This window comes from Pseudomonas resinovorans NBRC 106553, assembly GCF_000412695.1.
GTDB classification, from domain to species: domain Bacteria; phylum Pseudomonadota; class Gammaproteobacteria; order Pseudomonadales; family Pseudomonadaceae; genus Metapseudomonas; species Metapseudomonas resinovorans_A.
On the sequence record NC_021499.1, the window covers coordinates 4,449,131 to 4,470,338 of the forward strand.

The window sequence follows — 21,208 nt, forward strand, 5'->3', positions numbered from 1 at the left end:
TACACACCCTGACTAAAGCCCCGGCCCAGAGCACTGTCAATAAAACGTCGCAATGTATTACCAAATGTAAAAACACACTAAATTATTGATTTTAAATAAGAAAGCTATAAATAAAGACTGCCTGACCTTGATCAACATCCAGTAGCACTCTGATATCGGTCCTGGCACGCCCTTCTCCCTACAACTGAAATGCCCGTTCTAGAGCGGCCGCAGCGGTGTTTCCCACTTATCAGCGGAATACAACCGTTGACTCAAGTGGGATATCCGGGCAATTCGGAGGCATGTTTTTTGCTGGGGAATGGGGGCCCAGAGGTGGGGGAAAAGCGGGTAATTCTGGCCTTACGAAAGGTGTCGCCAGAAAGACGACACAGGCCGAAAACACCGAAGTAGAGGCGCCCAACATGAAAAAAGGGGGTGGAGCATCGAATGCTCCACCCCCTTTCCTTTTCCTCAACTGATGGACAGCGACCTCCTTACCCAAGAGTGAAGTCCGCCTGGGTGACGGTGGTGGCATCGGCAACCCCCACCAGGGTGATGCTGTTGGCCCCGATCGCCACACGGGTATCCGCCCCGACATCGGTGATCACCACATTCGTCGCGAAGTTCGCCGCAGTGATGCCCAGGCTGGCGATGTCCATCCGGTCCTGGCCACCGGCCGGGTTGGCGTCGAAGTCCAGGATGCGGTCCTGGCCGAAGCCGGCGGCAAAGCGGAAGACATCATTACCCAGTCCACCAGTCAGGGAATCGTTCCCTACCCCTCCTTGCATGGTGTTCGAAAGGCCATTGCCGACACCGGTGAAGTTCGCCGTTCCCATGTAGCGCAGATTCTCGACGTTCGTGCCCAGCGTATAATTCGCCAGGAAGGTCTGCACTTGATCCGTCCCTTGCCCTGCCAACTCGATCACCACATCAAGCGCGTCGTGAACGATGAAGACGTCGTTTCCCGTACCGCCTGACATCTGGTCAGCCCCTGTCCACCCGTTGAGGAAGTCGTCGCCTGCACCACCGGTCAGGATATCACTGCCCTCCCGTCCGCCCAGGGTGTCATTGCCGGCTCCACCGATCACGGTATTCCCCAAGGTATTGCCGACACCGGTGAAGGCTGTTGTACCCATGTAGCGCAGATTCTCGACGTTCGTCCCCAACGTGTAACTCGCCAGGAAAACCTGCACCTGGTCCGTTCCCTCACCCGACTGCTCCACCACTACATCAAGCGCATCATGAACGAGGAAAACATCGTTTCCCGTACCGCCCAACATCTGGTCATTCCCTGTCCACCCATTGAGGAAGTCATCTCCTGCACCACCCATCAGCAGATCATTACCCTCGCGCCCACCCAGGGTGTCATTACCTACTGCACCGACCACAGTATTCCCCAAGGTATTACCAACACCGGTGAAGTTGGCCGTTCCCACATAGCGCAGGTTCTCAAGGTTCGCGCCCAGCGTGTAATTCGTCAGGAAGGTCTGCACTTGATCCGTTCCTTGCCCGGCCAACTCGATCACCACATCAAGCGCATCGTGAACAACGAACGCGTCATTCCCTGTACCACCCGACATCTGGTCGGCCCCTGCCCCCCCGTTGAGGAAGTCATCGCCAGCACCACCGGTCAGGACATCGTCCCCCTCTCGGCCACCCAGGACATCGTTACCAACCCCACCAATCATCATGTCACTCCAGATCGTACCCGTTAGGGTGCTACCTCCGGCCGCCGCCGTGAACAGCCCGCCCGCCGGAGCAGTCGCGGCTGAAGTCGCCGTGTTGGCGAATCCTTGATCATCGGTAAAGCTCGCCACCACCCGCAGCATTTGACCTACCTGCCCGGCACCCGGGGTGAAGTTCGCCCCCGTGGCACCGACGATGTTGGCCCAGGTGCCGCCGCCATTGCTCGAGAACTGCCACTGGAAGTTGAACACCGAGGTGGTGGTGCCGTCCGGGTCAGCGATGGTGCCGCGATTCGCGCTGAGCACCTGACCCTGGGTTGGCGTGGTGTCGCTGATCGCCGGCACCCCGGTCGCCAGGTCGTTGACCTGGGTGGCCGACACCGCATCGGTCACGTTCGACAGCACCGTTTCCAGCACACCATTGGCGTCCTTGTAGATAGCCATCACCCGCAGTGCCAGGCCAGCCAGGCCGTCCGTGACACGGAAGGTCCTGCCGGTGGCGCGGGACGCCTCGCCGGCGGCGACGAAGGTGATGTCTTCGAAGATGCCGGTGCCCGGGTTGGTTTCCACTTGCCAGTAGTAGGCCACCGGTCCGGTGACCCGGCCGCCGACGTTGTCGGCGTCGGTCACGCCGTCCAGGTTGGCGACAAGCACTGTGCCGACTTCCGGCGTGGCGTCGCTGACGTTCACCGCGCCCACCGGCCGTGCATCGGTGCCGGACAGGTCGATGGTGCCATCGGTGAACTGCAGGCGTTCGATCCCGGTCAGGCGGTCGACGCCGTCACGGCCGGCCACCAGGTCGGTCACCGTCACCGAGCCATCCGGGTTGGTGACGAAGTCATACTCCGACGACAGGCCCCGATAAGCCGCCGTATCCAGCGCGGCGGTGCCCTGCAGGATCTCCCGCACTATCACCAGCTGACCGGGGTTGTAGGTGCCGCTGACCATCAGCGGCACCATTTCGGCCATGGTCTTGAAGGTGGCGATTTCCGCGCCAGTGCCATCGAGGTTCGCACGCACGCTGATGCGCACGTTCAGCCACTTGTCACCGTCGATCAGGTCGTCGCCGCCCCGGCCCATGAGGATATCGCTGCCGCTACCGCCGAGGATGATGTTGCCGGCATCGAAGAAGGTCACCCCGGCGCCGAGGAACTCCTGCAGACCGGTGATCAGGCCGATGTTGGTCAGGACACTGCCCTTGGCCCCCGCCGTCGGCAGGGTCGTGGCGTCGGCATCGTCGCCGCTGATCACGTCGCCGAAGGCGGAACCCGACAACCCTTCCACCGCGTCGAAGCGGGCCAGTACCGAAGCCCCCGAACCCGGCAACTGAGGCTGGTCGAAGAAGCGGTCGCTGATATCGATGGTGACGCCACGCGGGTCATCCTTGAAGGTCGCCCAGTCGAAGCCCGAAGCACCGATGTAGCGGTCGCCCTGGCCGGCGCTGCCGACCATGATGTCGTCACCGCCCTCGGCGTTGAACTTGTCGTTCTCGCCACTGCCGATGTAGACGTCGTTGCCGGCGATCGGGTCGTTGCCCGCCGGGTCGAAGTTGTCGCCAGGAGCGCCGTCGGAGGTGCCGGCTTCCAGCCAGTCGTCCCCTTCGTTACCCATGTCCTGCTCGTTGGCCTTGGAGCCCAGGATGAAGTCGTTGCCCTGGCCGCCGAAGGCTTCGCTGGCGTCTTCACCGGTGATGATGAAGTCCTTGCCGAAGCCGCCGAGGATCAGGTTGACGCCATTGCCGCCCTGGATCACGTCGTTGCCGTTGTCGCCCTTGATGTTGTCGTCACCCCCCACGTCCGTGATGATGTCGTCGCCATCGCCGCCGTTGATGAAGTCGTTGCCGTAGCCGCCGTCCAGACGGTCATTGCCGCCGTCGCCGTAGAGGGTGTCGTCACCCTCGCTGGAGCGCAGGATGTCGTTGCCGGCGCTACCGCCCAGGACCACATGGTCCGGTCCGTTGTATTGCAGGTAGTTGGTATCCAGCCCGGGCGTCGCCGGGTTGTTGCGGACCACCAGCGGCAGCAGCGGGTTGTCGCCCAGGGGATCGGAGTTGCCGGCGACGCCATCGGCGCCCACCACATCGTCCACGGTGCCCTGTATGCCATCCGGGCCGGCCTCGTTGAGACCGGTGTGCTGCAGCAGCGGGTTGACCTCCAGGGTGAAGGCCGGAGTGAGGAAGACCACGCCCGGCAAGTGGGTGGCATGGGTGTTGGCCATGATCAGCTTGCTGAAGGAGTTGCCTTCCAGCTCGGCGTTGAAGTTCAGGCCGGCGGTGCGCTCCAGGTAATAGAAGCGGTCACCGTCCTGGAGTTTCTCCAGCTGGTTCTCGAACACGAAGTTGAAGGTCGAGCCCAGCATGCCGCCGAATGGCGTGACCTTCTCGGCCAGGCCGCCGATCCAGAAGTCCACCAGGTTCAGACCGGTTTCCACGCCGGTCCAGGCACCCGTGCCATTCAGGAAGTCCAGCCGATCAGCCGGCGCTCCGGCACCGCCGAGGACGATGGCGGTGGCCGCTGCGCGTTTCTCGGCCAGGGTGGTCGCCGTTACGTCGATGGTGTCGTGGGTGCCGTAGGCGGCGATGAAGTTGATCAGCGACTCCGGATGCTTCAGGTGCATCACCATGTCGGCCCAGCTCACATAGGGCTTGAGGTTGGAGTCGCCGGTGGCCTCAAAGAACTGCGCCCGGGCATGGTTCAGGGTCGCCACGCCGGTTTCACGGCCACGGGCGATGTTCAGTGCGGCCAGGTCCAGCGGCAGGCCCACCAGGTTGTTGCGCAGCGCCTCGGTGACGAACTCGTCGATCTCGTTACCCACGGTGCGGGTCACGCCACGGACGATTGCACTGGTGGCGTCTTCCGGGGTCAGGCCGCTGGCGGCATAGGCCAGCGGGTTGAGGAAGGCGGCGATCAGGCCGAGTTGCTGGTCGTTGGTCGGGTGCAGCGGGTCGACGGTCACCGGGTTGAAGTTGGCGTCGAAGCGGTCGACCGTCTCGGTCAGCATCGAGTGGCCGAAACGGTAAACCGTGTGGGCGAACTCGGCGACGATCGAGGGATCGAGGTTGACGTCATAGACCTGGGTCGGCGCGAAGAACGGGTCGACGTTGGGCTGGATGGTCCGCGCGAACTCCTCGAACACCAGGTGCTGGTACTGCATCTCGGTGCCGAACTTGGCGGTCTGGAACAACCGCTCGCCATTCCACTGCAGCGCGGCGATCTCGGCCGGCGTGGTGGGGAAGGTGGTGACCGGGGCCAACAGCCATTCGTTGATGAAGGCCACATCGTTGCTGGCCAGCACCGTGGACTTGGTCTGCTCCACCAGGCGGTTGTGCTCGGAGTGGAAGATCGCGTGCACGGCGGTCAGGCCGATGTTCTCGTTGACCCGGCCGTCACCGGCCATGTAGTGCGCATCCAGCAGTTCGCCGTCGTAGGTGCCGGCCGGCTGCACGCCGCCGATCACGCCATTGTTGTCCCGTACCAGGCCGGGAGCCGCCGACGGATCGGCGCTGTGGGCGATGTCGACGAGGAACTGGTGCCCGGTACCGACCGCACCGGTCAGGCTGATGCCCAGGCCGCCGTTGGCGGCGGGGTTGCCCTCGACCAGCACGTCATCCGGGGTACCCGCGACCCCGTCCGGGCCGGGGAATACCACCATCGGGAAGCCGTTCGGGCCCTTGATGAAGTTGCCATAGTCATCCGTGGCCAGCAGCGGCACGTTGAACACGTTGGCATCGGTCAGGTTGATCCCGAGTACGTCACGGGCCTGGGCCTTGACCACCGCCCAGGTGGCCATGCCGCCGATTTCCACGTCGTCGGCGGTACCGAACTCGCCATCGGCACCGAGGTTGCGGTTGGTGATCAGGTCACCGGTGGCCACCGGACCATTGGCGGTCGACACGTACTCGCGCAGGAACACCTGGTGCGAGGGATGCGAGCTGTAGGTCTGGTTCTGGTCGACGAAGGGCGAGGTGGTGTTCTCGTTCACCCCCGGTTGACCGTTCACCTGGGTGGCGCGGGTCAGGACCATGAAGTTGGTCGGGCTACCCACGACGAAGCGCGGGTCGTCCGGCTGCAGCGGGATGAACACCGTGCCGTTGCCACCCTTGGTCACCAGGTCCAGGCCATGGTCGAAGAACTGCCCGAAGAAGGTCATCCAGGCGTTGAACGGCGCGGTCAGACCGGCGTCCGGCGCAACGTTGGGGATGAGGTTCACCTGCTGGTCGTCGGCGGTGCCGAACAGGCCATCCAGGCCGGGGCTGGTCACCAGGGTGGAGCCGCCATTGGCGGCGGCCGCGGCGACGGCCGCCGGGTTGTTGTTGGTCTGGTCGACGATCAGGTTGGAGATGGTCCTCGGGTCACTGTCCACCACGTTGGTGCTGGAGTTGTAGTTGGTGTTGGTGATGCCGTTGAAGGCCGCCTCGTCCTGCTCGTCGGTGAACTCCGCCGGCAGCAGCCGGGGGAAGGCATTGTCCGCGGCACCGAACTGGCTCTGGTCGATCCCGGAGAAGTTCAGCAGGTTGTTGAACTCGCCGGTGACCGTACGCAGCCCCATCGAGGTACGGATGTTGGGCAGCAGGGACAGCAGGTCGACGCCGGAGGCATGGGCCTCGGCGATACGGATCTGGTCGAGGATGAAGTCCAGGTCACCGCGCACCAGCTGCACGCCGGGGCCGCTCTCGGTGATGGCCGGGCCTGGTTCGACCGCCGTGGTCGGAGGTGGCGGAGTGAAGGCGGCTACCGCGTCGGTGGGCGCGGAGAACACCTGCTCGGTCACGCCATTGGCGTCCTGGTAGATGCCCTTGACCCGCAGCGACAGCCCGGCCACGTCCGGAGTGATGCGGAAGCGCAGGCCGTTGGCGCTCTGGAAGGCCAGGTCGCCAGCCGGGGCGGCGATGATGTCCTCGAACACACCGGTGCCCGGATTACGTTCCACCTGCCAGACATAGGTCACGTTGGTCAGGTCGCCGCCAGGGTTGTCGGCGTCGCTGACAGCGGCCGGCGATACGGTGAGGAAGTCGCCCACCTGCAGGTCGCCGCCATTGCTGTCGGTGATGGTCAGGCTGCCAACCGGCTCGGCGTTCAGGCCGGGGACCAGCACCTGGGTAGCGTCGGAGAACTGGATGCGCTCGATGTTTGTCAGGCGGTCGATGCCATCGCGGCCGGCCACCGAGTCAGTCACGGTGAAGGAACCGTCGGCATTGGCCACCACCGTGTAATCGGCGGCCAGGCCCTGGTAGTTGGCCGTGTCGAAGTCCGCTCCGCCATCGACCAGCTCACGCACTGCCACCAGCTGTCCCGGGTTGAAGGTGTGGTTCAGCATCAGCGGAATCAGGTCCACCATGCTGTCGAAGGTGGCGATCTCCGGTCCGGTGCCGTCGATGTTCTGGCGCACGCTGATGCGCACGTTGAGCATCAGGTCGCCGTCGATCAGGTCATTGCCGCCACGGCCTTCGATGATGTCGCTACCACCACCGCCGAGGATGATGTTGCCGCCGATGAAGGTGTCCACCAGGTCGTCCGCGGTGCCGAGGATGGCGTCCGCGCCGACCGAGGCCTGGTCACCGAGGAAGGCCCGCAGGCCGGTGATCAGGTCGAGGTTGGTGAGGGCGCCGCCAGTGGTGCCGCCATGGTCGATGATGGTGGTCGGGTCGACGTCGTCGCCGCGCAGGATGTCGGCGAAGGCGGAACCGGACAAACCCTCCACTTCGGCGAAGCGGTCGAAGATCGAGGCCGGCGATTGGGCCACCGGGAAGGCGATGTGGTCGCCCACCTCGCCGATGCCGAGGAACGCCGCCAGGGCCAGGTCGACGGTGACGCCGATGTTGTCGTTCTTGTAGGTGACCCAGTCATAGCCGGACATGCCGTCCATCTTGTCCTGGGCATCGCTGCCCACGAAGATGTCGTCGCCGCCCTCGCCGATCATCTCGTCGAAGCCGCCGCCGCCGACGAAGACGTCGTTGCCGATCACGTTGTCAGCCAGCAACGGGGCGAAGTTGTCGCCGGGCGCGCCGTCCTGGGTGCCCCATTCGATCCAGTCGTCGCCCTCGTTACCGGTGGGCGGCAGGCTGGTCTTGGCGCTATAGATGAAGTCGTCGCCCTGGCCGCCGAAGGTGATGGACATGTCTTCGCTGGTGACGATGAAGTCCTTGCCGTTGCCGCCCAGGATCAGGTTGCCGGCGCCGCCGGCCATCATGTTGCCGACATGGATCACGTCGTTGCCGTCACCGCCCTCCATGCGGTTGTCGCCACCGGCGTCGGTGATGATGTCGTCACCGGCACCGCCCATGACCGTGTCATTGCCGTAGCCGCCTTCCAGCACGTCGTCACCGGCATCGCCATAGAGGGTGTCGTCGCCCTCGCCGGCGATGAGGGTGTCGTTGAGGGCGGTGCCGCCGAGCACCACATGGTCCTCACCGGTGTAGCGCAGGTAGTTGGTTTCCACGGCGGCGGTGTTGGGGTCGTCGCGCATCACCAGCGGGGTGATTTCCACGCCGTTGATGACGATGCCACCGGTGGGATCATCGCGGCCCGTAACGCCGAGGCCGGTGTGCTGGGCGGCCTGGTTGACCTCCAGGATCCAGGTCGGGGTGGTGAAGATCGCGTTGGGCAGGTGAGTGGCATCGGTGTTGTTCATCACCAGCTTGGCGAACGAGTTGTTCTCCAGCTCGGTGCCGAAGTTCATCCCCGCAGTGCGCGACAGGTAATAGAAGCGGTCACCGTTCTGCAGCGCCTCCAACTGGGTCTCGAAGACGAAGTTGAAGGACGAGCCGAGCATGCCGCCGAAGGGCATCTTCTCTTCGGCCAGGCCGCCGATCCAGAAGTCCACCAGGTCCAGGCCGGTGGTGGTGACGCCATTGGCGGCGCTGGCCCAGGTGCCGGTGCTGTGCAGGAAGTCCAGGCGGTCCGCCGGCTCGCCGGCACCGCCCAGTACCAGCAGAGTGGCCGCGGCACGCTTGGCGGCCATGTCGACGGCGCCGGTGATGCTGGCGTGGGTGCCGTAGGCGGCGATGAAGTTGATCAGCGATTCCGGGTGCTTCAGGTGGTCGGCGAAGTCCACCCAACTGCTGTAGGGGGTCAGCTGCTCGTCGCCGGTCATGTTGTAGAACTCGCGACGTGCGGCGTTCAGCGAAGGAATGCCGGTGTCGCGGCCACGGGCGATGTTGATCGCCGCCAGGTCCAGCGGCAGGCCCACCAGGTTGTTGCGCAGCGCCTCGGTGACGAACTCGTCGATCTCGTTGCCCACGGTGCGGGTCAGGCCACGCACGATGGCGCCGGCCGCTTCCTCGGCGGTCGGCCCGCTGGCGGCGAACGCCAGGGGGTTGAGGAAGGCGGCGATCAGGCCGATCTGCTGGTCGTTGGTCGGGTGCAGCGGGTCGACGGTCACCGGGTTGAAGTTGGCGTCGAAGCGGTCGACGGTCTCGGTCAACATCGAGTGGCCGAAGCGGTAAACAGTGTGGGCGAACTCGGCGACGATGGACGGGTCGATGGTGGTGTCATAGCCGGACGGCGCCAGGAACTCATCCACCTGGGGCTGGATGGTGCGGGCGAACTCCTCGAACACCAGGTGCTGGTACTGCATCTCGGTGCCGAACTTGGCGGCCTGGAACAGCCGCTCACCGTTCCACTGCAGGGCGTCGATCTGTGCCGGGGTGATGGGGAAGGTCGCCGGCGCGGTGCCGGCCACCAGCCAGGGGCTGAGTTCGGCCAGGTTGTTGGAGGCCAGCAAGGTGGCCTTGGTCTGTTCCACCAGGCGGTTGTGCTCGGAGTGGAACACATGGTGCACGGTGGTCAGGCCGATGTTCTCGTTGACCCGGCCATCGCCGGCGATGAAGTGCGCATCCAGCAGTTCGCCGTCGTAGGTGCCGGCCGGCTGCACGCCGCCGATCACGCCATTGCCGTCGCGCACCAGGCCGGGAGCTGCCGACGGATCGGCGCTATGGGCGATATCGATGAGGAACTGGTGACCGGTGCCGACGGCACCGGCCAGGCTGATGCCCAGGCCGCCGTTGGCGGCGGGGTTGCCTTCGACCAGCACGTCATCCGCGGTACCCGCGATCCCGTCCGGGCCGGGGAATACCACCTGCGGGAAGCCATTCGGGCCCTTGATGAAGTTGCCGTAGGGGTCGGTGGCCAGCAGCGGCACGTCGAACACATTGGCGTCGGTCAGGTTGATCCCGAGGATGTCGCGGGCCTGGGCCTTGACCACCGCCCAGGTGGCCATGCCGCCGATTTCCACGTCATCGGCGGTGCCGAACTCACCGTCGGCGCCGAGCGCACGGTTGGTGATCAGCTTGCCGGTGGCATGGGGTTGGCCGTCGGCACCGAGCTCGTAGGCACGCAGGAATACCTGGTGCGACGGGTGCGAGCTGTAGGTCTGGTTCTGGTCGACGAAGGGCGATGTGGTGTTCTGCGCCTCGTGGTGCGTGTCGTCGGCGGTACCAAGAATGCCGTCGGCGCCGGGACCGTCCACCTGGGTGGAGCGCGTCAGCACCATGAAGTTGGTCGGGCTGCCGGGCACGAACAGGGGGTCATCCGGTTGCAACGGGATGAAGATGGTGTCGTTGCCGCCCTTGGTCACCAGGTCCAGGCCGTGGTCGAAGAACTGCCCGAAGAAGGTCATCCAGGCGTTGAACGGCGCCGACAGGCCGGCGTCCGGCGCAATGTTCGGGATGTACAGGGTCGGGGTGTCATCGGCGGTGCCGAACAGGCCATCCAGACCGGGGCTGGTGATGGTTGCCGAGCCGGGAGTCTGCGCGGCGGCCGCCACGGCCGCCGGGTTGTTGGCGGTCATGTCGACGATCAGGTTGCTGATGGTCCGCGGCTGGGTGTCGAACACGTTGCCCGTGGTCTGGGCATAGCTGGTGATCTGCGTGCCGGGAATGAACGGGTTGTCGCCGGCGGTACGGAACTGCGGGTCGAGCAGGCGCGGGAAGCTGTTGTCCGCCGCGCCGAATTCGCTCTGCCCGGTGAACAGGTTGTTGAACGAGCCGTCGATGGTGCGCAGCCCGAAAGGCACTTGCACGTTGGGTAGCAGGTCAGTGAGATCCTGGCCCGCAGCGTGGGCTTCGGAGATGAGAATCTGCTGAAGAATGAAGTCCAGGTCCGACAGGTTGAAATTGGCCATTTTGTTGTTTCCTCAATTCCGACTGCGTAGGGGCGTGCGCCATGGCAGCAAGGACATGCGCCACGCTTCGACTTGACTGCGGGATTTGGGGGACTAGATGACGCCTACCTTGAAGCGACGCTGGTACAAGCGCGATTCATGCTCTTCAGCAGGAGGTTCTATCCCTGGAGACGTCGGCGCGAAGACGCCGACGCCGGGTCATCGACCCGGCGGACCGTGAAATTCGGAAAGGTGCAGGACAATAGGCGCGATTGCCTCAGGGGATGGGTTTCGCGAAACAGTGCTCATGACGATCTCCCTAGCGTTGATTGTTTCCCGGCTAAGGCTGCAGCGCCCTCACGATGCAGCTGCCCGCAACACGAAACAATTTCTTACACACCTGACTAAAGATTCGTCGAAAAACACTGTCAAGCGACCGTCGGAACGACTATTTCCGACCAATTCGATCAATTAACTCATTGTTTTATAAGCTATTAATACCGAAATAAGTTCTTACAAAGATGCGAATGGATGGCACTTCGGGGCCATCCCCACCCATTCTGGGGGCCATCACCAACCGCTGAAAGCCCCGGAATAGAGCCATCCAAGCATTCTCACTCCGTTAATCCGCTGTTTGCCACCGCCCGGAAGGCCCAGGCCATTCCTTGCAAAATCCACGATTAAGTGAGTCAGAAAACCGTCTTTTCCGAAGGGATGAGGGATGGGAGCGAGCCCCCCGGATTGCATCCGGGCTACTGCGCGGGCATTACCTGGATAAGCGCCGGGTGCGCCCTCAGGCCAGGCGGATGCCCGGACTGCGGCTGGCCACTTCCAGCTCACCGATCTTTTCCAGCCGCGCCCGTACGATGTTGCGGCTGATGCCCAGCAGGCGTGCCGTCTGCAGCTGGTTGCCGTGGCAGAAGCGGTAGGCGGAGCGGAACAGCCGCTCCTCGATCTGTTCATAGAGATCCGGATGGTTCTCCTCGAACAGCGCCCGCAGGGCCTCTTCCAGGTCGGCCGGTCGCGCGGAGGCCTGGGAAGGGTCGTGCCGCGTGGCGGCCAGGCGCATGTCCACCAGGTGCAGGTCCGCCGGCTGCACCTGGCGGTTACGGCAAACCAGCAGGGCGTGGTGGATGGCGTTTTCCAGTTCGCGGATATTGCCCGGCCAGCTGTGGCCGAGCAGCTTGCGTTCGGCCTCCTCGCTGAGGGTCGCCGGGGTGTAGCCCAGGCGCCGGCAGTGCTCGTCGAGGAAGAAGGCGGCCAGGGGCAGGATGTCGCCCTTGCGCTCGCGCAGGGGCGGCAGCTTGATGCTGGCCACGTGCAGTCGATAGAAGAGGTCCTCGCGGAAGTGTCCCGCGATCACCGCGTCCGCCAGATTGACGTTGGTCGCGGCCACCAGGCGCACATCGATGGGGATGGGTGTGCGCGAGCCCAGCCGCACCACCTCGCGCTCCTGCAACACCCGCAACAGCTTCACCTGCATGTTCAGCGGCAGGTCACCGATCTCGTCGAGAAACAGCGTGCCGCCGTTGGCCGCTTCGAACCAGCCGGCCTTGCTGCCGGTCGCGCCGGTGAAGGCGCCCTTCTCGTGGCCGAACAGCTCGCTCTCCACCAGGGTTTCCGCGAAGGCACCGCAGTTCACCGCGACGAAGGGGCCGCCAGCGCGGCGGCTGAGGTTGTGGATATGTCGGGCCACCAGCTCCTTGCCGGTACCGGTTTCGCCAATGATCAAGGCATTGGCCTCGCTGGGCGCCAGGCGCTCGATGCGGCCAAGCAGTTCCTCGGAGACCGGGTCCTTGAACACCAGCACGGTGGCCCGTACGGATTTGGTCAGTTCACGGGCATTGGGGAGAGTAAGCAGAGACATGGTGCATTCCTGGCATCCGAAAGCGCAGCTGCATCATGCCCGAACCCATATAGATTAAAAAATTATTGATTGATATTTATATATTCGATTAATGCATATATCGATTTTCTCGCCAAGTGTTGCCCAGGCAACACTTCATCAGCACAACTGTTGCCTTTTGATCAGCCATTGCCTGTAAACCGCGGCGAAATGCCCGGAATTCGCACACTTGGCGCCTTGGTACGCCCCTTGCTCTGGCTTGCTGCACACCGTGCAACATCACTAGGAATACCCCATGAGCAAACCGATCAACGTGGTCGCCGTCACCGGCAGCACCTTTCGCCCCTCCCGCACCCTGGTGCTGACCCAGGCCATAGTCGCCGAGCTGGGCAAGCACCTGCCCATCCGCAGCCACCTCATCGAACTGGGCGACATCGCCCGCTCCGTGGGCGGCGCGCTGTCGCGCAAGGAGCTGCCGGAGACCGTCGAGCACGAGCTGCGCGCCATCGAGACCGCCGACCTGCTGGTGGTGGCCACCCCCGTCTATCGCGGCTCCTACCCCGGCCAGTTCAAGCACCTGTTCGACCTGATCGACCTCAACGCCCTGGTGGACACCCCGGTGCTGCTGGCCGCCACCGGTGGCAGCGAGCGCCACGCCCTGGTCCTCGACCACCAGCTGCGCCCGCTGTTCAGCTTCTTCCAGTCGCTGACACTGCCCATCGGCGTCTACGCCTCAGAGGCCGATTTCGACAACTACCAGATTGCCAGCGACGCCCTGAAAGCCCGCATCGCCCTCGCCGCCGAGCGCGCCGTACCACTGTTCGCCGACAACGCCGCCGACCTGCTGAAGATCGCCTGAAGGACCCGACATGAACGTTTTCTGGTTTCTCCCCACCCACGGCGACGGCCATTTCCTCGGCACCAGCCAGGGCGCCCGGCCGGTCTCCCTGCCCTACCTCAAGCAGGTAGCGCAGGCCGCCGACAGCCTCGGCTACTACGGCGTGCTGATCCCCACCGGCCGCTCCTGCGAGGACTCCTGGGTGGTGGCCTCGGCCCTGGCGCCGCTGACCGAGCGCCTGCGCTACCTGGTGGCGATCCGCCCGGGGATCATCTCGCCCACGGTTTCCGCGCGCATGGCCGCCACCCTCGACCGCCTCTCCGGCGGCCGCCTGCTGATCAACGTGGTCACCGGCGGCGACCCGGACGAGAATCGCGGCGATGGCATCCATCTCAGCCACGCCGAGCGCTATGAAGTCACCGACGAATTCCTGCGCATCTGGCGCCGCGTGCTGCAGGGCGAAGCCGTGGACTTCGCCGGCAAGCACCTGCAGGTGGAGAACGCCAAGGCCCTCTACCCGCCCATCCAGAAGCCCTACCCGCCGCTCTACTTCGGCGGTTCCTCCGATGCGGCCCATGACCTGGCCGGTGAACAGGTGGACGTCTACCTGACCTGGGGCGAGCCGCCGGAGGCCGTGGCGAAGAAGATCGCCGACGTGCGCGAACGCGCCGCCCGCCATGGCCGCACCGTCAAGTTCGGCATCCGCCTGCACGTGATCGTCCGGGAAACCGCCGAGGAGGCCTGGAGCGCGGCCAGCAAGCTGATCGAACACATCTCCGATGAGACCATCGCCGCCGCCCAGCAGTCCTTCGCCCGCTTCGACTCCGAAGGCCAGCGGCGCATGGCCGCGCTGCACGGCGGGCGTCGCGACAACCTGGAAATCGCCCCCAACCTCTGGGCCGGCGTGGGCCTGGTTCGCGGCGGCGCCGGCACCGCCCTGGTGGGCGACCCGCAGCAAGTGGCGGCACGCATCAAGGAATACGCCGACCTCGGCATCGAAAGCTTCATCTTCTCCGGCTACCCGCACCTGGAAGAGGCCTACCGCTTCGCCGAGCTGGTGTTCCCGCTACTGCCCGAGCCCTACGCGAGCCTGGCCGGACGCGGCGTCACCAACCTCACCGGGCCCTTCGGCGAGATGATCGCCAACGACGTGCTGCCGGCCACCCGGCAGGCGGCCGGCTGAGGCACTCAGTTGCGCGCAGCCGCTTGCGCGCCCCGGGCCAGAGTCCAGTCCAGAACCTCGGCGGAGAGCCGGTCGGCGGCCAGGCCGAAGGCTCTCACCACCTGGTCCGGAGCCGCGCCCGAGGCCGCCTCGCGCACCTCGAAGCGGCGGCTGGCGAGCATGCGCCGGCTGGCGCTGTGCTCCAGGCGCGCCTCCAGCAGGATATGCACCTCCACCCTGCCCCCCTGGTACTCGCTCTGGAAGGCGCGCAGGTCGCCGGCCAGCACCAGGTCGGTGACCAGTTGGCTGTCGTCGCTGCTGACCGCGGGGATTCGGCCGTCGGCGCGGAAGGCCTCGATCATCCTGTCACGCAGCAACAGCGGGCCGCGATCGTCCCAGCGCACACCCTGGTAGGCGCTGATGCGATCGCCCTCCGGCAACACGGCGATGCGCGTGCTGTCCAGCAAGGGCGGCGCCAGGGGACGGTTGACCTGCAGCGCCCAATCCACGGGTGCAGCCTGGGCCCGCGCGCCTTGGCTTGCAGGCAACTGATAGACCGTCAACGTCTCGCCCTGGGGCAGGATCGAGCAGGCACCCAGCAACAGCAGGACGGCCAGGGGAATCAGCGGCTTCATGGTTGGAACTCCTTGATTCTGTCGCGGCGCAACAAGTAGCCGCTGGGGTCCTGCTCGAGACGACGGGAGAAACTGCGCAACGACTCAAGCGTGCCGCGCAGCTCGGCGATGGCCGGCCCCAGTTCGCCCAGCCCCTGCATGCCGCTGTCGATGGATTGGCGATTGCGCTCGAGCATCTGCTCGACATTGCGGCTGCTGCGTTCGAGCGACGCCAGCAGGCGCTCGGTGCTGGCGAAGGTTTCGCGTCCGTTGGTGCTCAGCAGGTTGTTGGCGGTGCGCAGCAGGGTGCTGGCTTCCTCGGTCACGGTATTGACCTGCTTGAGGGTCTTGCGCAGCTCGTCGCGCTGGGCGGCGAAACCGGCGGTGGTCACTTCCAGGTGGGCCAGGGTCTCGGTCACGTGCGCGACGTTCTCGCCGGAAAACAGCTTGTTGGCCTGTTCCAGCAGACGCGAGACGGCGACCATCATGTCCTCGCCACCGGACATCAGGCGGGCGATGGGCGAGGGGTCGGCGATGATCACCGGCACCCTGCCGTTCTCGCCTTCCAGCACGGGGCTGCCGGGCGTACCGCCGTGCAACTGGATCACCGCATTGCCGGTGACGCCGGTGATCGACAGGCGCGCACGGGTGTCCTGCTTGATCGGCGTGCTACCGACGATGCGGATGCGCGCCTGCACCCGGCGTGGGTCCTTGGGGTCCAGGCGCAGGCGCACCACATCGCCGATGGTGATGCCGCTGTACTGCACCGCGCTGCCCTGGGACAAGCCGCTGACCGCCTCGGTGAAGATCACCTCGTATTCCTGCGGGCGCCCCTCCGAGCCGGAGCGGCTCAGCCACAAGGCGAAGAGCATCGCGGCGCCGACCACCAGCACGGTGAACAGGCCGATCATGACGTGATGGGCTCTGGGTTCCATTCATGCACTCCCTGGCGCGCGCGTGGCCGCCTGCTTGGCCGCGCGCCCGCGCGGCCCGTGGAAATATTCCGCGATCCAGGGATCGGGGTTGGCGGCGACCACATCCAGGCTATCGGCCACCAGCACCTGCTTGTGCGCCAGCACCGCCACCCGGTCGCAGATCGTGTAGAGGCTGTCCAGGTCGTGGGTCACCAGGAACACACTGAGCCCCAGGGCATCGCGCAGGGTCCTGATCAACTGGTCGAACGCCGCCGCGCCAATGGGGTCGAGCCCCGCCGTGGGTTCGTCGAGGAAGAGGATGTCCGGGTCCAGCGCCAGGGCGCGGCCCAGGGCCGCGCGCTTGACCATGCCGCCGGACAGCTCGCTGGGGTACTTGTCGCCGGCGTTGGCCGGCAGCCCCACCAGGGCCAGCTTGACCCGCGCCAGCGCGTCGGCGGCCTCGCGGGAAAGTTTGGCGTGCTCGATCAGCGGCAACGCGATGTTCTCGGCCACCGTCAGCGAAGAGAACAGCGCGCCCCGCTGGTAGAGCACGCCGAAGCGGCGCTCCAGGCGCGAACGCTGCTCGGCCGGCAGCGCCAGCAGTTCCTCGCCGAACACCAGTACGGTTCCGGCATTGGCGCGGCGCAAGCCGAGGATGCAACGCAGCAACACCGACTTGCCGGTGCCCGAGCCGCCCACCACACCGAGCACCTCACCGCGCAGCAGGTCCAGGTTCAGATTGTCATGCACCACCTGGGCACCGAACTGGTTGCGCAGGCCGCGCACTTCGATGACTGCTTCTGCCGTCAAATGCCCACCTCCATCAGGAACAGCGCGGCCACCGCATCCAGGAGGATGACCACGAAGATCGACTGCACCACGCTGGACGTGGTGCGCTCGCCCACCGACTGGGCGCTGCCGGTGACCTTGAAGCCTTCCAGGCAACCGATCACCGCGATCAGGAAGGCGAACACCGGCGCCTTGCCCATGCCCACCCAGAAGTGCCGCACGTCGATGTTCTGCTGCAGCAACGACATGTACATGGTCGGCGAGATATCCAGGGCCAGGACGCACACCACCGCACCGCCGACAATGCCGCTGAGCATGGCGATGAAGGTCAGCATCGGCAGGGCCAGCAACAGGGCGAACACCCTCGGCAGCACCAGCAGCTCCACCGGGCTGAGGCCCAGGGTGCGGATGGCGTCGATCTCCTCGTTGGCCTTCATCGAGCCGATCTGCGCGGTGAAGGCGCTGGCCGTGCGGCCGGCCATGAGGATGGCGGTGAGCAGCACGCCGAACTCGCGCAGGAAGGAAAACGCCACCAGGTCGACGGTGAACTGCGTCGCGCCGAACTCCGCGAGAATGGTAGCCCCGAGGAAAGCCACCACCGCGCCCACCAGGAAGGTCAGCAGCGCGACAATGGGCACCGCGTCCAGGCCGCTCTGCTCGAGGTGCGCCACCAGGGACGTGATGCGCCAGCGGCGCGGGCGCAGGATGATCGCCAGCATGCCCGCCAAGGTGAGGCCGATGAAGCCGAGCAGCTCCACGCTCTGCTCCCAGACCCCCTGCATCGCGGCGCCGATGCGCGCCAGCAGTTCCACCAGGGTCGATGGCCTGGGCGGGTGTTTCACCTCGCTCCCGCCGGACATGGCCGTGGCCACCGCCTGCAGCAGCGCCCGGCGTTCGGCGGGCAGGCCTGGCGCCAGGCGATCCAGCTCGGCCATCCGTTCGCTGCCGAGCAACTCAACCAGCAAGGCGGCGCCAGCGGTATCCAGGCTGCCCAGCGCATCCAGGTCCACGGCCTGGTCAGGCGCCACCGAGCCGCGCAGGCCGGCGACACGGCCGCGCAATTCGCTGTAATGGACGAGCGTCCAGTCCCCGCCAATGCACAGGGTCGACGCCTGGTTCTCGATGGAGGGCGGCCCGCTCATGGCGAGCGCCCCGCAAGCCCCGTTTCAACTGTTGCCCCAGCAACAGCCGACCAGCAAAAGATTTGCCCCAGCAACACAGCCCCCCCTCCATGACGTCGCAACTGCGCTGAAATCGTACAGCCGGTCATTGGTACAGCTCTTGCTCCTGGTCAATGCCCCCGGGGCAACAACCGTGCGGATCAACACCCGGACCGGCTCGGCCAAGCCCCATACATCGACAAGGATTCCAGCGTGACCGCCAAGATTCCAAGCATAGACTCTGACCCGCGATATAGCGCCCGGCAATTGGCCGCGCAGTTCGCCGAAACCGCAGCCGAGCGCGATGCCCGAGGCGGTACGCCGAAGGCCGAGCGCGACGCCCTGCGCGAGAGCGGCCTGCTCTCGCTGATCATTCCCCGCGAGTACGGCGGCCTGGGCCAGGACTGGCAGACCACCCTCGAGGTGGTGCGCGAGTTCGCCCGCGTGGACAGCTCCATCGCCCATGTCTTCGGCTTCCAGCACCTGATGCTGGCCACCGTGCGGCTGTTTTCCCGCGCCGAGCAGTGGCAGCCCTGGTTCCAGCTCACCGCGCGCAACCGCTGGTTCTGGGGCAACGCCCTGAACCCGCTGGACACCCGCACCACGGTGAAGAAGTTCGCCGGCTGGCGGGAGTTTTCCGGCAAGAAGAGCTTCTGCTCCGGCGCCCTGGACTCGCAGATGCTGATCGCCTCCGGCCTCGACGAAGACACCGGCAAGCTGCTGATCGCCGCCATCCCTACCGCCCGCACCGGCATCAGCCTGGCGGACGACTGGGACAACATGGGCCAGCGCCAGACCGACAGCGGCAGCGCGATCTTCGAGCGAGTGCGGGTGGAGGAGAACGAACTGCTGCTGGACCCGGGCCCCCCTGAGCACCCCCTTCGCCTGCCTGAGGCCACTGATCGCGCAACTGATCTTCACCCACATCTACCTCGGCATCGCCGAAGGCTCCTTCGAGGAAGCCCGCGGCTACACCCTCAAGGAGGCACGGCCCTGGTTCAAGTCCGAGGTCGAGCACATCGGCGAAGACCCTTACGTGCTGGCCCACTACGGCGAATTCTGGGTCGGCCTGGAGGGCGTACGCGCCCTGGTGCAGCGCGCCACCGCGCTGCTGGATGCCGCCTGGAACCAGGGGGCCGACCTTGGCGAAACCCAGCGCGGCGAACTGGCCCTGGCCATCGCCACGGCCAAGGTGGCCGCCACCCGCACCGGCCTCGACCTGTGCAGCCGCCTGTTCGAAGTGACCGGTGCGCGCTCCACCCATGCCGCCCTGCGCCTGGACCGTCACTGGCGCAACCTGCGCACCCAGACCCTGCACGACCCGGTGGACTACAAGGTTCGCGAACTGGGTGAGTGGGCCCTCAACCAGACCCTGCCCAAGCCGACCTTCTACTCATGAAAGCACCGCGCCCAGCGCCCCCCAGCCTGCTCACCCTACCTCCCTCACCGGCCCTGGCCACCTCGGTACGGGCCACCGCCCAGGTATTCGAGGACCCGAAATCCCAGGCCCTGCTGGCCCATCTGCAGCAGGTGGCGCCCAGCGAGGCCAGCGTGCTGATCATTGGCGAGACCGGCACCGGCAAGGAGCTGGTAGCCCGCCATGTCCACAACCTCAGCGCACGCCGCGACGGGCCCTTCGTCGCGGTCAACTGCGGCGCCTTCTCCGAGTCCCTGGTGGAAGCCGAGCTATTCGGCCATGAGAAAGGCGCCTTCACCGGCGCCCTCGCGGCCAAGGCCGGCTGGTTCGAGGCGGCCAACGGCGGCACCCTGTTCCTCGACGAGATCGGCGACCTGCCCATGCCCATCCAGGTCAAGCTGCTGCGCGTACTGCAGGAGCGCGAGGTGGTGCGCCTGGGCTCGCGCAAGAGCATCCCCATCGACGTGCGGGTACTGGCGGCCACCAACGTGCAGCTGGAAAAGGCCATCAACGCCGGCCACTTCCGCGAGGACCTCTACTACCGGCTCAACGTGGTCAGCCTGGAGCTCAGCCCCCTGCGCGAGCGCCCCGGCGACATCCTGCCGCTGACCCGTCACTTCATCGAGGAATACAGCCGCCGCCTCGGCTACGGCCGCAGCGACCTCAGCCCCGACGCCGAACACAAGCTGCGCGGCTACTCCTGGCCGGGCAATATCCGCGAGCTGGAAAACGTCATCCACCACACCCTGCTCATCTGCCGTGACGGCCTCATCCAGGCCAGCGACTTGCACCTGTCCAACCTGCGTATCGACCGCCCGGAAGAACCCCGCGCCACCGAAGGCGGCGCCGAGGCCCAGTTGCAACAGGCCTTCCAGCGCCTGTTCGAGGAACAGGGCGGTGACCTTCACCAGCGCGTGGAAGACGCCCTGCTCCGCGCGGCCTACCGCCACTGCCACTACAACCAGGTGCACACCGCCAACCTCCTGGGCCTCTCCCGCAACGTCACCCGCAGCAGGCTTATCGCCATCGGCGAGCTGGTGGTCAGCCGCCGTGGCGTGCAGCGCATCGATGGCCAAAGGGAAGTGCAGTTGTCGGTGTAGCCACCACAGGGCACGGAAGCCCGTAAAGGTGTAGGGGCGAATTCATTCGCCAAGGGCAACGCAGTTGCCCCCGACACGATCCCAAGCAGGCCTTCGGCCTGCCTGGCGAATGAATTCGCCCCCACAAGAAAACACGGTGCGGCAGCCGACCAGGATCACAACTGGCAGGCCGGCAGGCCGTGCTTCTCCAGGTAGCGCTGATGCTCCTCGCCGGCCAGGGTGAAGCGACCTAGCGGCAGTACCCGTGTCACCACTGGCCGTGCGAGTCGGCCACTCGCCTCCAGCAGGTGCACCGCCTCGCCCGCCAGGGCGGCATGCTCGGCACTGTGGGTGAAGATCGCCGAGCGGTACTTGGCGCCGCTGTGCTCGCCCTGGCGATCCCGCGAGGTCGGGTCATGCAGGGTCCAGAAATGCTCCAGCAGCGCCGGGTAGCCGATCCGCGTCGGATCGAAATCCACCTGCACCACCTCGATCTCGGGCCCCTCGCTTTCGGCCTCCAGCGCGTAGCCGACCCGGGTATCCAGCACGCCCTCCAGTTCACGCAGGCGCGCTTCGGCGCCCCAGAAGCAACCCGCCCCCAGCGTGGCCCGTTCGATCGCCACCGG

At 65.7% G+C, this 21,208-nt stretch carries 10 protein-coding genes and 1 pseudogene; 4 read left to right on the forward strand and 7 right to left on the reverse strand.

Features of this window, described 5'->3' with window-relative positions; translation table 11 throughout:
- Positions 1–473: 473 nt before the first annotated feature.
- Positions 474–10,784 carry a peroxidase family protein gene (locus PCA10_RS20160; protein ID WP_016493924.1) on the reverse strand — a complete coding sequence of 3,437 codons (10,311 nt, stop codon included), beginning with the start codon at positions 10,782–10,784 and terminating at the stop codon, positions 474–476.
- A 772-nt stretch (positions 10,785–11,556) separates the two neighbouring features.
- Entirely contained in the window at positions 11,557–12,630 is a 1,074-nt protein-coding gene (locus tag PCA10_RS20165) for a sigma-54 interaction domain-containing protein (protein ID WP_016493925.1), read from the reverse strand.
- 274 nt (positions 12,631–12,904) lie between these two features.
- Here PCA10_RS20165 and msuE point away from each other — a divergent pair, with 274 nt between their 5' ends.
- Both msuE and ssuD read left to right on the forward strand, forming a co-directional pair.
- Positions 12,905–13,468 (forward strand): FMN reductase, encoded by a 564-nt coding sequence (gene msuE / locus PCA10_RS20170; RefSeq protein WP_016493926.1) that lies wholly within the window; start codon positions 12,905–12,907, stop codon positions 13,466–13,468.
- Between the two features lie 10 nt (positions 13,469–13,478).
- Positions 13,479–14,630 carry an FMNH2-dependent alkanesulfonate monooxygenase gene (gene ssuD / locus PCA10_RS20175; protein ID WP_016493927.1) on the forward strand — a complete coding sequence of 384 codons (1,152 nt, stop codon included), beginning with the start codon at positions 13,479–13,481 and terminating at the stop codon, positions 14,628–14,630.
- 5 nt (positions 14,631–14,635) lie between these two features.
- Here the strand turns inward: ssuD and PCA10_RS20180 are convergent, their stop codons facing one another.
- Genes PCA10_RS20180 through PCA10_RS20195 form a run of 4 tightly spaced genes read right to left on the reverse strand, consistent with a single transcriptional unit; the run spans position 14,636 to position 18,068 of the window.
- On the reverse strand, positions 14,636–15,244 hold the full coding sequence (locus PCA10_RS20180) for an ABC-type transport auxiliary lipoprotein family protein (RefSeq protein ID WP_016493928.1): 609 nt from the start codon (positions 15,242–15,244) through the stop codon (positions 14,636–14,638).
- The gene (locus PCA10_RS20185) at positions 15,241–16,158 is read right to left on the reverse strand and encodes an MlaD family protein (protein WP_016493929.1); all 918 of its coding nucleotides are present in this window, start codon (positions 16,156–16,158) and stop codon (positions 15,241–15,243) included. Before PCA10_RS20185 ends, PCA10_RS20180 begins: the two co-directional genes overlap by 4 nt.
- Positions 16,159–16,947: an ABC transporter ATP-binding protein gene (locus tag PCA10_RS20190; RefSeq protein ID WP_016493930.1), complete on the reverse strand. Its 789-nt coding sequence runs from the start codon at positions 16,945–16,947 to the stop codon at positions 16,159–16,161. It abuts the gene before it with no gap.
- Positions 16,944–18,068, reverse strand: a complete 1,125-nt coding sequence (locus tag PCA10_RS20195; protein ID WP_016493931.1) for an MlaE family ABC transporter permease — start codon at positions 18,066–18,068, stop codon at positions 16,944–16,946. Before PCA10_RS20195 ends, PCA10_RS20190 begins: the two co-directional genes overlap by 4 nt.
- A 231-nt stretch (positions 18,069–18,299) precedes the next feature.
- On the opposite strand from PCA10_RS20195, the pseudogene PCA10_RS20200 reads away from it, so the two are divergent.
- Positions 18,300–19,485 (forward strand): annotated as a pseudogene (locus PCA10_RS20200) (acyl-CoA dehydrogenase family protein).
- Positions 19,482–20,603, forward strand: a complete 1,122-nt coding sequence (locus tag PCA10_RS20205; protein WP_016493934.1) for a sigma-54 interaction domain-containing protein — start codon at positions 19,482–19,484, stop codon at positions 20,601–20,603. Before PCA10_RS20200 ends, PCA10_RS20205 begins: the two are co-directional and overlap by 4 nt.
- A 155-nt stretch (positions 20,604–20,758) precedes the next feature.
- Here the strand turns inward: PCA10_RS20205 and msrA are convergent, their stop codons facing one another.
- A complete protein-coding gene (msrA, locus tag PCA10_RS30995; RefSeq protein WP_231866680.1) occupies positions 20,759–21,205 on the reverse strand; it encodes a peptide-methionine (S)-S-oxide reductase MsrA in 447 nt (148 codons plus the stop codon).
- Positions 21,206–21,208: the final 3 nt, after the last annotated feature.